At 45.0% G+C, this 14286-nt stretch carries 14 protein-coding genes and 1 pseudogene; 5 read left to right on the top strand and 10 right to left on the bottom strand.

What is annotated here, in order from left to right:
* Positions 1-113 precede the first annotated feature (113 nt).
* The 4 genes from ARA78_RS01745 (at position 114) to ARA78_RS01730 (ending at position 4117) form a co-directional block, all read left to right on the top strand.
* The gene (locus tag ARA78_RS01745; protein ID WP_055279893.1) at positions 114-1505 is read left to right on the top strand and encodes a condensation domain-containing protein; all 1392 of its coding nucleotides are present in this window, start codon (positions 114-116) and stop codon (positions 1503-1505) included.
* Between the two features lie 62 nt (positions 1506-1567).
* On the top strand, positions 1568-1816 hold the full coding sequence (locus tag ARA78_RS01740) for an acyl carrier protein (protein WP_055222831.1): 249 nt from the start codon (positions 1568-1570) through the stop codon (positions 1814-1816).
* A 68-nt stretch (positions 1817-1884) separates the two neighbouring features.
* Positions 1885-3444 carry an AMP-binding protein gene (locus ARA78_RS01735; protein WP_055279892.1) on the top strand — a complete coding sequence of 520 codons (1560 nt, stop codon included), beginning with the start codon at positions 1885-1887 and terminating at the stop codon, positions 3442-3444.
* A gap of 46 nt (positions 3445-3490) precedes the next feature.
* Positions 3491-4117, top strand: a complete 627-nt coding sequence (locus ARA78_RS01730; RefSeq protein WP_055279891.1) for a TetR/AcrR family transcriptional regulator — start codon at positions 3491-3493, stop codon at positions 4115-4117.
* A gap of 144 nt (positions 4118-4261) precedes the next feature.
* Here the strand turns inward: ARA78_RS01730 and ARA78_RS01725 are convergent, their stop codons facing one another.
* Positions 4262-5731 (bottom strand): alpha-N-arabinofuranosidase, encoded by a 1470-nt coding sequence (locus ARA78_RS01725; RefSeq protein WP_004853264.1) that lies wholly within the window; start codon positions 5729-5731, stop codon positions 4262-4264.
* A 115-nt stretch (positions 5732-5846) separates the two neighbouring features.
* On the opposite strand from ARA78_RS01725, the gene ARA78_RS01720 reads away from it, so the two are divergent.
* On the top strand, positions 5847-6641 hold the full coding sequence (locus tag ARA78_RS01720; protein WP_015533505.1) for a helix-turn-helix domain-containing protein: 795 nt from the start codon (positions 5847-5849) through the stop codon (positions 6639-6641).
* Positions 6642-6846: 205 nt separating this feature from the next.
* Here ARA78_RS01720 and ARA78_RS01715 read toward each other — a convergent pair.
* The 9 genes and pseudogenes from ARA78_RS01715 to ligA form a co-directional block, all read right to left on the bottom strand.
* A pseudogene (locus ARA78_RS01715) lies at positions 6847-7342 on the bottom strand (type IV secretory system conjugative DNA transfer family protein); the annotation flags it as partial.
* The gene (locus tag ARA78_RS13995) at positions 7339-7497 is read right to left on the bottom strand and encodes a hypothetical protein (protein ID WP_167530871.1); all 159 of its coding nucleotides are present in this window, start codon (positions 7495-7497) and stop codon (positions 7339-7341) included. The pseudogene ARA78_RS01715 and the gene ARA78_RS13995, both read right to left, overlap by 4 nt.
* 280 nt (positions 7498-7777) lie before the next feature.
* Positions 7778-7915: a hypothetical protein gene (locus tag ARA78_RS14630; RefSeq protein WP_420314938.1), complete on the bottom strand. Its 138-nt coding sequence runs from the start codon at positions 7913-7915 to the stop codon at positions 7778-7780.
* Complete coding sequence (locus tag ARA78_RS14625) at positions 7890-8069, bottom strand: hypothetical protein (protein ID WP_071849446.1); 180 nt, start codon at positions 8067-8069, stop codon at positions 7890-7892. Before ARA78_RS14625 ends, ARA78_RS14630 begins: the two co-directional genes overlap by 26 nt.
* Positions 8070-8320: 251 nt before the next feature.
* Positions 8321-9832 (bottom strand): hypothetical protein, encoded by a 1512-nt coding sequence (locus ARA78_RS01705; RefSeq protein WP_055144119.1) that lies wholly within the window; start codon positions 9830-9832, stop codon positions 8321-8323.
* Complete coding sequence (locus ARA78_RS01700) at positions 9829-10491, bottom strand: TetR/AcrR family transcriptional regulator (RefSeq protein ID WP_242849657.1); 663 nt, start codon at positions 10489-10491, stop codon at positions 9829-9831. The genes ARA78_RS01705 and ARA78_RS01700 overlap by 4 nt, the downstream gene beginning before the upstream one ends.
* Positions 10492-10666: 175 nt before the next feature.
* On the bottom strand, positions 10667-10840 hold the full coding sequence (locus ARA78_RS01695) for a TnpV protein (protein WP_242849656.1): 174 nt from the start codon (positions 10838-10840) through the stop codon (positions 10667-10669).
* Between the two features lie 444 nt (positions 10841-11284).
* Positions 11285-12193, bottom strand: coding sequence for a homoserine O-acetyltransferase MetA (gene metA, locus ARA78_RS01690; RefSeq protein ID WP_022216104.1), 909 nt, complete (start codon positions 12191-12193; stop codon positions 11285-11287).
* Positions 12194-12228: 35 nt separating this feature from the next.
* Positions 12229-14265 carry an NAD-dependent DNA ligase LigA gene (ligA, locus tag ARA78_RS01685; RefSeq protein WP_055279889.1) on the bottom strand — a complete coding sequence of 679 codons (2037 nt, stop codon included), beginning with the start codon at positions 14263-14265 and terminating at the stop codon, positions 12229-12231.
* Positions 14266-14286: the final 21 nt, after the last annotated feature.

The following is a 14286-nucleotide window of genomic DNA, read 5'->3' as shown; positions in this document are numbered from 1 at the left end:
ATTTCCGGTCAATTTCATCTAAAGTGTCCATTAGCGGATCCGGCATATTGAATCCTTATTTTTCTTGTGATAACTTTTCCCACAGCGTATCAGAACATCAGGAGGAGTAAATTATGCCAAGAAAATATTATCCATTAACACCTTCACAAAAGATACATTTCAAACCAATTATTGAATTTGGCACTCAGCAAGTCGCAAATATAAGCATTTGTATGACTCTGCAGGCGCCGCTTGATTTTGGTTTGCTGAAAAAATGCATACAACTGGAATACGAGAGATACGAATGCCTGCGAATCCGTTTTACAAAAGTTGACCCAAATGGAGAGGTACGGCAATATGTTGTTTCTCACGATGACAGAGATATTGATTACGAAAACCTTTCATGGCTTTCCGGTGATGACGCTTATCACCGCATGGAAGAATGGTCCAGAATTCCATTTGACGGGGACAATATTCCAATGAATGTGATAAAAATGATCTCGCTTCCGGGTGGCTACAATGGGCTGTACATCAAAATCGATCACAGACTCATGGATTCATGTGGAGCTATCGTCATGGTGAATGACATCATGGAACTGTACTGTCATTACAAATTTGGCACGCCTTATCCCGAGGACATGGCAAGTTTCACTGACATGGTCGAACGTGATCTAAAAAAAAGCACAGACGAAAAACGTGTCTCAAAAGACCGCATGTACTGGCAAAATGTGCTGGAGGAAAATGGAGAACCTATTTACTCCGATATACAGGGACAACGGATACTTCAGGAAAGCAGGCGCCTTCACAATGACAAGTCACTCCGCGCTGCAGATCAGGAGATTAACAACCTGTCTGTCGCTACAAAGAACTATCATCTGGATGCTGAGCCAACCCAGAATCTCCTGGATTTTTGTATGAACAATCACATATCCATGACCAACCTCATTCTCATGGGAATACGAACTTATCTCTCCAAGGCAAATGGCGGACAGACTGACATCTCCATAAGGAATTATGTTTCAAGACGTTCCACCCATGCTGAGTGGGTATCAGGTGGCTCTCGCGCAATGGCATACCCTTGCAGAACCATCATTGATCCGGACACAGAGTTTCTGGATGCAGTTTTCATGATTCAGGATGTTCAGAATCATGTATACCGACACTGCAATTATGACCCGGAACTTTTGTCTGACCAGATGAAAGAAATGTTCCACACTCCTCCACACACTACTTATGAGAGCGTGGGGCTTACTTACCAGCCTCTTCCTATCAGGCTTAAAAATCCGCATCTCGAAAACATTTCCGTAAGGAGCATGTGGATTCCAAATGGTACATCAAAACAAAAGATCTATCTCACCGTCATGCACAGTGCAAATGATCTGGGTTTGAATTTCTATTTCAGATACCAGACCGCAAGTCTCTCCGAACAGGACATTGAACTGTTCTACTACTACCTTATGAAGATAATCTTCAAAGGCATTGCCGAACCAGAAATGACCGTGGGCGAAATCATCGAATGCATCTAACTATTTTTTGGGGGCGGAGGTGCCTGACCCCATTTAATTAATTCAATAAGGAGATTTTTAATATGAATAACAATATAACATTTTTAAACATTGTTGCCGAATACTGCAATACACCAGCTGATGAGATCACTAATGATATGCGATTCATAGAAGATTTGGGCTTTAGCTCCCTTGATTTCATGACTTTCCTCGGCGACCTTGAAGATACATTTGACGTGGAAATCGATGAAGATGAGATCATCAATATTCACACTATAGAAGACGCCATCAAGTACCTTGACAACCTGACAAGCTCTTCTGCATCGGTTTAACATTAAAAATCTGGGACGACGGAGTATGTCCCATTTTGCCTCACATAAAAGAAATGGAGATATGATATATGGAAGAAAATATTCTGGAAATTGTTGAAAAAAGCTGTCGGATACATAGAGATGTAATAGCTGTTAAATATCTGTCTCACAGAGAGATTGTCGAAAAGAGCTACGGAGATCTGTGGGATGACATTCGCAAAACTGCTATCATTTTGCGGAATAAAGGACTCTGCGGAACACATATTGCACTGGTGGGAAGCAGCTCTTATGAATGGATCTGCGCCTACATGGCTATACTTTTCACGGGAAATACTGCTGTACCGCTGGATGCAAACCTGTCAGTTTCAGAATTACATGAACTTCTGAATCGGTCAGGATCAATTGCATTATTCTGCGGAGCATCCAGAAAGGATGTGATAACAGAACTGACAGACGATTGTCCCGAAATGAATATTGTATTCACCATGGAAAAGAAAGTCGATATAGAGCATCTGGAGGGTGCAGATTCAAATCCACAATTAGCAATTTTGTCATTTGAACAGCTCCGCAGCGAAATTACCATACCGGCTGACTTTGCATTTGCCGATCAGGATAAGGATAAAATGTGTACGCTTATGTATACCTCTGGAACAACAGGTAAAAGCAAGGGCGTCATGCTGTCTCAATTCAATCTCGCACAAAATGTTGAAAATGTATATGTAAATCTGGAACCTGGTGTAACTATTCTGAGCGTTCTTCCTATACATCACGCCTTCTGCCTGACAATGGAATGGATGAAGGGCATTTCACTGGGCGCCACTATCTGCATCAATGACTCGTTGCTCCACATGCTGAAAAACATGAAACGGTTTCAGCCCGTTGGCATGCTGATGGTTCCTCTCATGGTAGAAACCATCTACAAAAAACTCAAAGACGTCAACCCTCTCCTTCCTAAAAAGCTGGTTGCAAAGGAAGCATTTGGCGGTAAACTGGAATATATATTCTGCGGAGGGGCATATCTGGATCCTATGTATGTTACCGAATTCAAAAAATACGGAATAGACATACTCCAGGGATACGGCATGACTGAATGCTCCCCTGTAATTTGCTCCAACAATCACAGATACAACAGACCCGGATCCGTTGGCAAACTCCTGGACAACTGTGCTGTTCGTTTTGTCGATGAGGAAATTCAGGTAAAAGGCACAAGCGTCATGTCCGGATACTACGACATGCCAGACGAGACCGCAGAAGCTTTTCAAGACGGCTGGCTCTGCACCGGAGATCTTGGTTATCTCGACTCCGATGGTTTCATGTATATAACCGGAAGGAAAAAGAACCTAATCATTCTGGCAAATGGTGAAAACATATCCCCTGAGGAACTGGAAGGAAAGCTTTCTGTAGAGCCCCTTATTTCAGAAATAGTCATTACCGGCGACGGCAACCATCTCACTGCTCACATATATCCAGATCAGGATTTTGTAGATAAGAAACATATGGATGTAGCCAGGACTTCTGAAAAATTGCAAAAAATTATTGATACCTTCAACAAAAACCAGCCAACATACAAAAGGATCTCGGCACTGGATATAAGAAAAGAGCCATTTGAAAAAAGTTCGACTAAAAAGATCAAAAGAAATCTCGTATAACAATAGACTCACACGCATTATTGTTGTAACATTGCTGTATTAGATAATGACAAAACTGCAGCACCAAGCCAGGCAGCAGATAAAGGAGACAGCCATGATCAACTCAACCGATTCCCGATATGATAGAACTGAAAGTGACCTTCTAGATGCATTCAAGATACTTGCAGGTCAAAAGACTCTGAACAAAATAAGCGTGTCCGAGATAACCAAACTCACAGGTGTGACCAGAAGCACATTTTACAACCACTACGAAGACATGCCTGCTTTCATCAATGCCATGGAAGACCGCATCGTCGATGAAATATTTCAGATCATGAATAGCTTCAAACCAGAAGGCAATCTTGAGATCTGCCACCAGTTCTTCAGGTCTCTATGCGAATACATGAAAGCAAATAAATTTCTCATGATCATCCTTGCCACACCTGAGGCTTATGATTTCGTGGAAAAGGCACTGACAATGTTCCATAGATACGTGCGATTAATTCTGGAAAAATCCAGCAAGACAGGCCTGGCCCAGGAGAAATACTCATACGCCGTAGCATACGCAATAGGCGGCGTGGTTGGTATCCTGCACAAGTTTGCGGTGGATAACTGTCAGGAAAGCAGCGACAAGGTGTCTGCTTTCCTGACAGAAGCATTTCTGGATGGTATGAGACCGTATTTGGGGGTGTAGGCACATCTCTTCATCTAGTGGTGTTGGGGAGATGTGTTTTTTATACATTCTCACATAAAGAGCTGCGCTTCTTTAATGAAACGCAGCTCTTATGCTTATATTTTTATTATAAAGACGAAATGCACTGTGAATATGCCCCAATATTTAGTCAACAACACATTCCACAACAGCACAAGGCGGAATATTCAGCTTTAAAACATTATCCTTGATGACTGCCGTATGCTCGGTAATGCTCACCCTGTCGGGACAGTCGAAGTCGTTATAGCTGTGCGCCTCGTTTGTAAGTATCCTGCACGAAACCGATGATGCTTTAAATCCGAAAATGCTACATTCAACAGCAGCCTCTTCCGTAAGCGAACAGTTTGCGGCGGTAACGGTCATACTCTTTTCGTTCACCGATGCGGAAACCGAGATCATCGGAGCATTTTTGCCTTCCGACATATTTTCGTTCTGCGTATAGCAGTAAACTGCCTCGTTGTTTTGGTGTGTTTTAAAAAGGTCGAAAACGTGATATGTAGGCGTTTTTATCATCTTATCGTCCTCTGTAAGAATGACCGATTGGAGAACATTCACCGCCTGTGCAAGGTTTGCCATTACAACACGGTCGCTGTGTCTGTTAAAAACATTCAGCTCTATTGCAGCAACGATAGCATCACGCATAGTATTCTGCTGATATAAAAATCCCGGGTTCGTACCCTCTTCTACCTTATGCCAACAGCCCCACTCGCCTATTACAAGTCCTATTTTCTTTTCGGGATCATAGCGATTCATTATCTCCGAATGTCTTGTGATAAGCTCATCGGAAAAGTTCGCTGCAGCGATAGTTTTATAATAAAGCTCATCGTCAAAATCGGTGGCTGATTCCATTTCGGGCCATACGGGCATCGTATAATAATGCAGGTCGATAGCATCAACATTATTGCTGTCAAGATTTTTCATCATGACTTCTGTCCAGTTATAGTCGGCAGAGCTTGGACCGCAGGCTATTCTGTAAAGTCTGTTTCCCGAATAATTGTGGCAAAACGTCTGATACCTTTTATAAACGTCGGCGTAATATTCGGGACGCATATTTCCTCCGCAGCCCCAGTTTTCATTGCCGACACCGAGGTATTCGAGTTTCCACGGCTCGGCTCTGCCGTTCTTCTTTCTCTGCTCTGTGAGAGGCGATTCCGCATCTGAGGTCATATATTCTATCCATTCGGACATTTCACGAACACTGCCGCTGCCAACATTGACGTTTATATAAGGCTTGCAGCCAACAAGCTCACAGAAGCGCATAAATTCGTGTGTACCGAAAGAATTATCCTCCGTAACTCCGCCCCAGTTCGTGTTCACGATCTTTCGGCGCAAGGCTTTTTCACCGATACCGTCCTGCCAGTGATATTCTTCCGCAAAGCAGCCGCCGGGCCAGCGGAAAACTGGAGCTTTTATATTTCTGAACGCCTCGATGATATCATTCCTTATTCCGTCTGTATTCGGAATAGGTGAATTTTCACCCACATATATACCGTTGTAGATACATCTTCCGAGATGCTCGGAAAAATGTCCGTATATCTCGGGAGAGATATGTCCGAGCCTGTCGTCTGCATTTATTACTATTGATATTTTTTTCATATTATACCTCCGCCGCATACTGAATTATTATATTATCATATATAAGTCATTGACTTTGGTATTGCAATGACTTATAATATTATTATACTAACCGTTCGTACTTTGAGGTGATGATATGATAAGTATAAACACAGTCTGTCAGAACGTAAGACACAAAGGGAATTTTGAAATATGCAGACCGGATGGTTCGGGAGATAATCTTCTTGTTATCTTCAAGACCTCCGCTGTTCTGATACAAAACGGTGAAGAAATAACCGTTTCTCCCGACAGTCTCATTTTATACAGCAAGGGAACAATGCAGCATTACAAAACTCTGTGCGGAAGTTATGTTAATCACTTTGTCCATTTTGATACGGACGATACCGAGCTTATGAATGGGATAAAAACTGACACGCTTATCACCTCGGCGGATATTCCTGCAATTGAAGAGTTGCTTACGATATTATGCCGTGAAAATGTAGCCGGTTCGACCAACAGGAAACAGTACGAAAATATGCTTATGCAGATGATACTTATGAAAATATCCGAAAGCAGCATAAATCCTGACAGCGATAAAAGCCGCATTTCCGCTCTTGAAATGCTCCGCACCGATATTTACAGCAATGCAGGGAGCTACAGCAATATATATCAGCTTGCTGAAAAAATGAATCTGAGTCCGTCATATCTTCAGGCAATATACAAACGGAAATTCGGGATAAGCTGCTATGAAGATATTTTATCCGCAAAGATCAAGACAGGACAATATTATCTTTCGACCACCGATATGACCGTTAAGGAAATATCCGACCTCTGCGGATACGGAAATGAGATATGCTTTATGAAGATATTCAAAAAAAGAACAGGGATCACACCGAGTGAGTACAGGAAAATTTCCAAGAATGATAATTTGAAAAACAACTTTATATGGTAAGGAATAAACTTTTATGATGAATTTTTTTGAACATTGCGCGGATATTGCTTCGGTTGGCATAATTGTTGACTTTACGGAAGATACGGAAACATATATCGTCGGCTCTCCTGCAGATATTAAGACTTGGGCGTACAGCGGCTGTCCCCGAAAAGCTCCGACAGGAATTATGTGGCACAGCAACAAACTTGGCAATCTCGTCAAGGATATAATCATCCGGCAATGCAACATTTGCAAATTCATCAAGCATGAATGTCACATGAATCGGTAATCTGCCACCGCAATTGAAATCTGCCTGATAATATAACTCCTGGAATATCTGTGTATATAACATTCCGATAATGAAGTTATATGATTTATCACTATCTGGAATTACACAGAACAGAGCTGTCTTTGTTTCACCATCCCCATTTACTCCTATCCCTATTTCAGGCAGATTAAGATCATCCTTTGAAAGCAGCCTGAGTACCTGTTTATTTTCAAGAAATGCCAGTCTGGAATTTGCACTGATAATAATAGAACGAACGGTATCTCCGGCACCTCTCATACATTTGTTATACTGCTTTACCGCCGGATGATTAGCTCCAAGAGGATTGTTCTCCTGTAAAAACTTCATTCTTGTATCCAGTTTTGACGGCTTACCCTGCTTTCTCCCAGAACGGATCAGATGGGGTGGCACCTTTAGGTGTCGTGTTGGCAATCAGGCAACATCTGCTTCCTGCAAAGCCATTGCTTCTCTTGCAATCAGAGCCTTTACAAGCTCCTCCTGCGTATGCTTTGCGTTCTCTGCGGGCATTGCGTTGACAACGAAAATGGTGCCGCCGATTCTCTCTACAAAGCCGGTTTTCATATCCTCCACGGTCATCACCTCCCTCCGTAAAAATAGGGGCGTCCGTTTCCGAACGCCCCGTTACCAGCCGAAAAAGGATTATTCCTTTTCATAGATTGCCTTGAGTGCTGCGTAAAGATTTCTGCCCTCGTCCTCCGTGAGCGTGATACCCTTCCCGCAGCGCTCGTGGTTCGGATGCTACTCTTGAATGTCCAGCTTGGCGGCATTGCCGTTCCCAATCATTTCTGCCCCGACGATGTTTGGATTGTTCTTTTCGGGCGGCTGCTCTGTCCTCCCGTTCCTTGCGCTCCTACGCTTCCTTGATACTGAAAAGCTCCTTGACCTTCTTCACAAAGACCTCCACCAGCTTTGGAAAGTGTTCCAGTGCCTGCAAAAACGGCTGGCATTTTTCTTTGAGCCGGTCATACCGTTCCTGCAATCGTTCCACGACAGAGGACGCATTGAAATACTGTCTTTGATAGTATGAAACGCTGCTTGCAGCTCCTTTCGCATTTCCTGCAAAGCTCGTTGTATTTCTTCCTGCCACGCTCATCAAGAAAGAACGCCAATTCTTCCTTGAGGTATTTCGGCATACGGGGCATAGCGAGCACCTCCTTTTCACTGCCGATTTGCTCCCGAAACGCAGAAATGCCCAAAACCTCTCCGAACTGTCATTTTTCTGGGCGATTTTGGGCGTTTTCTTTCGATATGAGCGGCTTTGTTTTAGCGGCGGTATCCTTTACCGCCAACCATTCAAAAGCCGCTGTTTGTCGCTTCCGGGTAACAAAAAAGCGCCGTATCGCTACGACGCTTTTGTCTTGCTCGGAAGATGGAGCAAGGGAACGCTATTCAATTATCTGTTGTACATTTTCTTTCTGCTGACAACCGTTGTGCCAATGGCTGCACCGCCGCTGACAAACAGCAAGGCAATCCACAAAGCAAGGTTGCTTGTATCGCCGGTCTGCGGAGATTTGGAATCGTCCTTCAGCTTCGCCGTTACGGTGTCGGCTTTTTTGATTTCCTTTGTACCGTCCTTGTCGCTGTAATATTTACCACAGCCTTCGCAGTACCAGTACTCGATATTGCCCTCGGTGGTCTTGGTCGCCGCAGTTGCCTGGAAGTGCTTTAAGTTGGTGTGGTTCTTCGCATCAAGCTCACCGTATTCCGCACCGCAGACTTCGCACTTTGCCTTGTCCTTGCAGGTCGCTTTCCCGCCGGTGTGCTCAGTCAGCTTCTTGCCGCAATAATCACACTTGTGGTCTTTGTTATCGTCTGCACACTCGCTGATTATATAATCGCAGATATCACATTTGTGGTCTTTGTTTGCATCGATGCAATTCTCCGTTTGCGTGCCTGCAGAGCATCCGTCAACGGTGCAGGTGCGGGTATGGGCGCCGTCTTCGTTGGACGTCCAAGCGCCCCAGTTGTGGTCCAGCGCATTGCCGGAGAAGAAGGTCGCCTCATCCGCCGTACCCTCGGAGCTCAGACCGCAGACTGCGCAGGACTTGTAATAGATTGCCTTTTCGGTACAGGTTGCAGCAGACTTCAAATACTGCGCCTCTGCTTTTTCGGCAGTGAAGCTGTGTGCCGCCATCTCGCCGTATTCGCCGCCGCAGACCGTGCAGACAGCCTTGGCAGTGCAGGTCGCCGTGCCGCCATGGCAATTCTCGGTTTCCGTATGGCTGGTGTCACGCTTACAGATTCGGGTGTGGGTCTCTTCATCGCTGTTCTGCGTCCAAGCGCCCCAGTCGTGATCCAGCGCATTGCCGGAGAAGAAGGTCGCCTCATCCGCCGTGCCCTCTGAGCTCAGACCGCAGACTGCGCAGGACTTGTAGTAGACCGCCTTTTTGGTACAGGTTGCAGCAGACTTCAAATACTGCGCCTCTGCTTTTTCGGCAGTGAAGCTGTGTGCCGCCATCTCGCCGTATTCGCCGCCGCAGACCGTGCAGACAGCCTTGGCGATGCAGGTCGCCGTGCCGCCGTGGCAATTCTCGGTTTCCGTATGGCTGGTGTCACGCTTACAGATTCGAGTGTGGGTCTTTTCATCGCTGTTCTGCGTCCAAGCGCCCCAGTCGTGCCCAAGCGGTTCGGAAGATCCGCCGCAAAGCGTGCATGTCCTTCCGCTTGTGCAAGTCGCCGTTCCGCTCCATATGTGTGACTCCCAGTAATCCCATGTATTATCACACACCGTGCATGTAAGATCGCATCGATGCCATTTATCATTTGCGTATTGACGAGTCACCCTTACCGTTTGTCTCTGGCCGCATTTAGTACATAACGCAATATCCGCCGCATATGCCGTCATAGGCATAACAGCCAGCATCAGGCACAGTATGAGCACAACGCTCAAAATTTTCTTATTCATATAGTCTCCTCTCCTTTGCTGTCCTTTGACAGCTTAAAGTCATATTTCATTTCCAACATGGCGAACAGCTTATACATTACCTCGGTGGCGATTGCCTTGATATCCAGTGATTGAATAAAGGCAAGCACCTTTGCCTGCTCTGCCTCCGGTACCCGATACACCCGCATAGCCGCCGTCAAAAAGCGGCTGAGCTTGCGTTCCAACGGAAAATGAATATCACATTTTCTCGCCATATAGCTGCGCATCAGTCCCGCCGTGCCGATTTCCATCTCGTAAAAGTCGCTCTCGGTATCATCGGGAAATTTTTCACCAAAAATCTGTTTCAGCTCTGCTGTGGTATGCAGGTAAATATATTCCGATGTTTCGGGCAGGGAGTAGGCTTCGATGTAGATTTCCCGCAGGTTCTCGTTCAACTCGGTCAGTGTCAGTTGAATCGCCGTTTCCACCGCATAAGCGTAAACCGGCGGCAGCTTGCTGTCTGCAATGCTTCTTGCCACGCCGAACTGTCCGCCGAACATCGTTTCGGTCAATTCCAGCAAAATTCTGTCCTTGGTAGGAAACAAATTCAAATAGCTTCCTCTTGCAACACCTGCTTCATCCACAATCTGACTGACAGAGGTGTTTTTATACCCCTGCTCCAAAAAGAGACGGACGCACACGGTCAGTATTTTCCTCTTTGTTTCACTGCTGTCTCTCCGCAAATATATCACCTCTCTTTGAGCATCCTAGTACGCATACTAATAATATCATAACAAGTGCAAAAAGGCAAGTGGAATTTGAAACTTTACCTCCGTAAATTGTGACATTTCCGCAAACGCTGGCTTCTTCCATTACTCACGGAACTTTATGACTTATTGAATACTGCCTGAAAAGGAAAAGCCGCCGTCTGTTGTTCATCCTCTGCACCCACAGCATTTGATTTTCCGCTTTGAGGGCTTCCGTTACACCCTCTTTTTCGGAAAGCTGCTTTACCAGCCGAGAAAATATTGCTTCTCCGGCTTTCTGCACGGATTGCTTGCGGTGATAATAGAAGTTCTTTTCCAATTGTGCAAAGCTCTTGACATTTCATTAAGGGATTTTTTTGATGATGATAATAAGGTTCTAATCAATGATCCACTGTCAACCAGAATATATAGACTCAACTCTGTACAAAGAGAGGCATTACTCGCCTTTCTAAATACTATAGATTAAGAAATTACAACGAAAAACACAGCACTACATAGATAACTACCACTCATCTACATAGTGCTGTGTTTTAATTTTGTATATAATATCTTCCCTGCCTAACGCCGTTTAAAAAAACACCATCTGCATTTTGAAAAAACACCAATTAATCGTCACCAAATCATAAAATTACAGAAAATCACATCATTTTACATACATTTATGATTTTATTGATATGTAACGCATTTGGCTTAAAACCTCAGGTTTTATGCGGTCTGAAGGGCTTTATCAATCCCACTTATAAGGTGTGAGCTGATAAACGTAATAATTGAGCCAATTCGCATACAAAGTATTCGCGTGGCATCTCCACTTCTTCACTGGTTTCTTTTCAGGATCGTTGTCTGGGTAATAGTTCACCGGAATCTGTGGATTAAGTCCCTTGGCGAGGTCTCTGTGGTACTCCTGGTCAAGGGTCAGCACGTCGTACTCAGGATGTCCTGTGACAAATATGTTCTTGCCGCCGTCACCGATTATGAGGTACGGGCCAGCCACATCTGACTCGGCTACGATCTCAAGGTGCTCATTGTTTACAATATCCTCCTTGGATACGCCCGTGTATCTTGAATGTGGCACGTAAAATACATCGTCGAAACCGCGGACTAGCGGTGTTCTCTTGTGGAAGGTGTGATGTTCGTATATGCCTGACAGTTTCTGCGGAAGGTCGAACTTCTGCACACCGTATCTGTAGTAGAGTCCCGCCTGGGCGCCCCAGCAAATGTGCATGGTCGATGTGACATTTGTCTCGGACCAGTCCATGATCTCGCGGAGTTCATCCCAGTAGTCAACATTCTCAAATTCCATCTTTTCAACAGGTGCTCCGGTTATGATGAAACCGTCCCATTTGCGGTTCTTTACGCTGTCAAAATCCTCGTAGAATCTGTCAAGGTGTCCCTTTGTCACGTTCTTGGACTCGTAGGACATGGTTCTAAGAAGCGTGATGTTCACCTGAAGTGGGGTGTTTGACAGGCTTCGCATGAGCTGCAGCTCTGTATCCTCCTTCAGCGGCATGAGGTTGAGTATCAGGATGTCAAGGGGTCTTATGTCCTGGCTGTGCGCCCTTCCTGTTCCCATGACAAATATGTTCTCGTCCTCCAATGTTTTCTTAACCGGCAGATCATCATCTATTCTTATCGGCATCTCTATTCATTCCTTTCCATTTACTACAGTTACTCCTACTGTCCAATCAATTCTAAGAAATCCTCCTCAGATATGATAGGCACATCAAGGCTTTTTGCCTTCTTGTTCTTGGATGATGTAGAATTCACATCGTTATTTATAAGATATGAGGTCTTGGCAGATACAGAACCTGTAACCTGACCTCCTCTGCTCTCTATCAGTTCCTTGAGCTGATTTCTGTTGTCAAAATGGGTGAGCGAACCGGTTATGACGAACACCTTGCCCGCCAGATCCTGCTCCGTATCAAAAACCTCATCCACAAACGTAAGCTCAACCATCAACCTATCTATGATAGCACAATTCTTCTCATTTTCAAAGTATCTGACTATATCCTCTGCTATAACCTGACCGATTCCGTCTATCTCAACGTATGCTGACACATCTGCCTTCTTCATGGCATCCATATCATTTGCAAAATGCTTTGCCATGAGCTTGGCTGTCGCCTCTCCGACATTTGCAATGCCGAGACCATTGACAAGACGCCACATGTTCGTCTGTCTGGATGCGTCCACCGCAGCCACAAGCTTGTTGTACGACTTCTCGCCAAATCCCTCAAGTTCAACTATATGTTCTCTGTGAGCCGCAAGCTTATACAGATCAGGAAGCTCCTCGAGGATCTTCTCATCTATGAACTTCTCTATGGTCGCCTCTGAGAGTCCATCTATATTCAACGCATTTCTGGACACATAGTGTGAAAATGACTTAAGTTTCTTCGCAGGGCAGAACTGGTTTGTGCAGTACAGAGTCTCAACTCCTGACACTGCACCGCCTTCCTCCCTCACTATCTCAGTCTCTCCTCCGCATGCAGGACACGCAGCCGGTATGATCACGTTACCGCTCATGGTTAGATTCCTTGCAATCTGCGGAATGATCATATTCGCCTTGTACACTGCAATCTCATCACCTTCGCCAAGCGCCAATGACTTAAGTATGCTTACGTTGTGTATGCTGGCACGGCTTACTGTTGTTCCCTCGAGCTCCACCGGTTCAAATACAGCAACCGGGTTGATGAGTCCAGTTCTTGATGGACTCCACTCCACATAGCGGAGGTGGGTGATTGCCTCCTCATCCGCCCATTTGAACGCCATGGCATTTCGCGGGAACTTGGCTGTGGTTCCCAGGCTCCTTCCGTATGCCAAATCATCCAGCATGAGTACCAGACCATCCGATGGGAAGTCATTCTCCGTTATCTTCTCTGAAAATTCCCTCACCTTATCAGGAAGTGCCGCCGAGTCTGTCAGGTAGTGTTCTACCACGGTAAATCCCTGCTGCTCCAACCAGTCAAGCTGATATTTGAATGAATTGTGGAAGTCCACATCCTCACCGTCCACTAAATTAAAAGCGAAGAAATGTACATTTCTCTCTTTTGTTATCTTGTTATCGAGCTGTCTCACTGAGCCGCTGCACAGATTTCGCGGGTTCTTGTACTTAGATTCCGCATCCGTTATCTTCTCATTTATCGCATTGAAATCCGAGTATTTGATGACCGCCTCGCCTCTGATCGTCAGCTTGCCCTTGTACGGGATGTGATGAGGTACATTTGCAAATACCTTCGCATTGTTCGTGATGACCTCGCCTATCTCACCATTTCCACGGGTAACCGCTTTTATCATCTCTCCGTTCTCATATGTGAGAACAACTGTGAGTCCGTCCATCTTCCAGGATATTACGCCTTTCTGACCGCCAAGCCATGACACAAGAGCACCTACATCCTTTGTCTTGTCAAGAGAAAGCATTGGATGCTCGTGAGCCTCCTTCGGCAGCTCACTGACGACCTCATATCCTACCTTGACCGTCGGGCTGTTGCTCATGACCATCCCGGTCTCTTTCTCCAGGGCACTCAGCTCATCGTACAGAGCATCATATTCCAGATTGCTCATGATCTCTGTATCTTCCATATAATATTTCTTTGCAGCATCGTTGAGCTGCTTTACAAGTTCTTTAATTCTGGCTATCTTACCATTATCGTTATTGCCACTGATGTCATTATTTTCTTTAATATTTTCACTGGTATTTCTACTAATCTCTTCCATACACACCCCACAAAAAATCCT

Origin of the sequence: Coprococcus eutactus (genome assembly GCF_001404675.1) — a bacterium.
In the GTDB taxonomy this organism is placed as follows: domain Bacteria; phylum Bacillota; class Clostridia; order Lachnospirales; family Lachnospiraceae; genus Coprococcus; species Coprococcus aceti.
Note: the sequence above shows the minus strand (reverse complement) of the source record. Positions and strands in the feature narration are given on the sequence as shown.

What these genes read in the sequence shown, in the direction of transcription:
- ARA78_RS01745 (WP_055279893.1), top strand. Translation starts at nt 114, where the DNA reads ATGCCAAGAAAATATTATCCATTAACACCTTCACAAAAGATACATTTC.
- ARA78_RS01740 (WP_055222831.1), top strand. Translation starts at nt 1,568, where the DNA reads ATGAATAACAATATAACATTTTTAAACATTGTTGCCGAATACTGCAAT.
- ARA78_RS01735 (WP_055279892.1), top strand. Translation starts at nt 1,885, where the DNA reads ATGGAAGAAAATATTCTGGAAATTGTTGAAAAAAGCTGTCGGATACAT.
- ARA78_RS01730 (WP_055279891.1), top strand. Translation starts at nt 3,491, where the DNA reads ATGACAAAACTGCAGCACCAAGCCAGGCAGCAGATAAAGGAGACAGCC.
- ARA78_RS01725 (WP_004853264.1), bottom strand. Translation starts at nt 5,731, where the DNA reads ATGAAAAAAATATCAATAGTAATAAATGCAGACGACAGGCTCGGACAT.
- ARA78_RS01720 (WP_015533505.1), top strand. Translation starts at nt 5,847, where the DNA reads ATGATAAGTATAAACACAGTCTGTCAGAACGTAAGACACAAAGGGAAT.
- ARA78_RS14625 (WP_071849446.1), bottom strand. Translation starts at nt 8,069, where the DNA reads ATGCCCCGTATGCCGAAATACCTCAAGGAAGAATTGGCGTTCTTTCTT.
- ARA78_RS01705 (WP_055144119.1), bottom strand. Translation starts at nt 9,832, where the DNA reads ATGAATAAGAAAATTTTGAGCGTTGTGCTCATACTGTGCCTGATGCTG.
- metA (WP_022216104.1), bottom strand. Translation starts at nt 12,193, where the DNA reads ATGCCGATAAGAATAGATGATGATCTGCCGGTTAAGAAAACATTGGAG.
- ligA (WP_055279889.1), bottom strand. Translation starts at nt 14,265, where the DNA reads ATGGAAGAGATTAGTAGAAATACCAGTGAAAATATTAAAGAAAATAAT.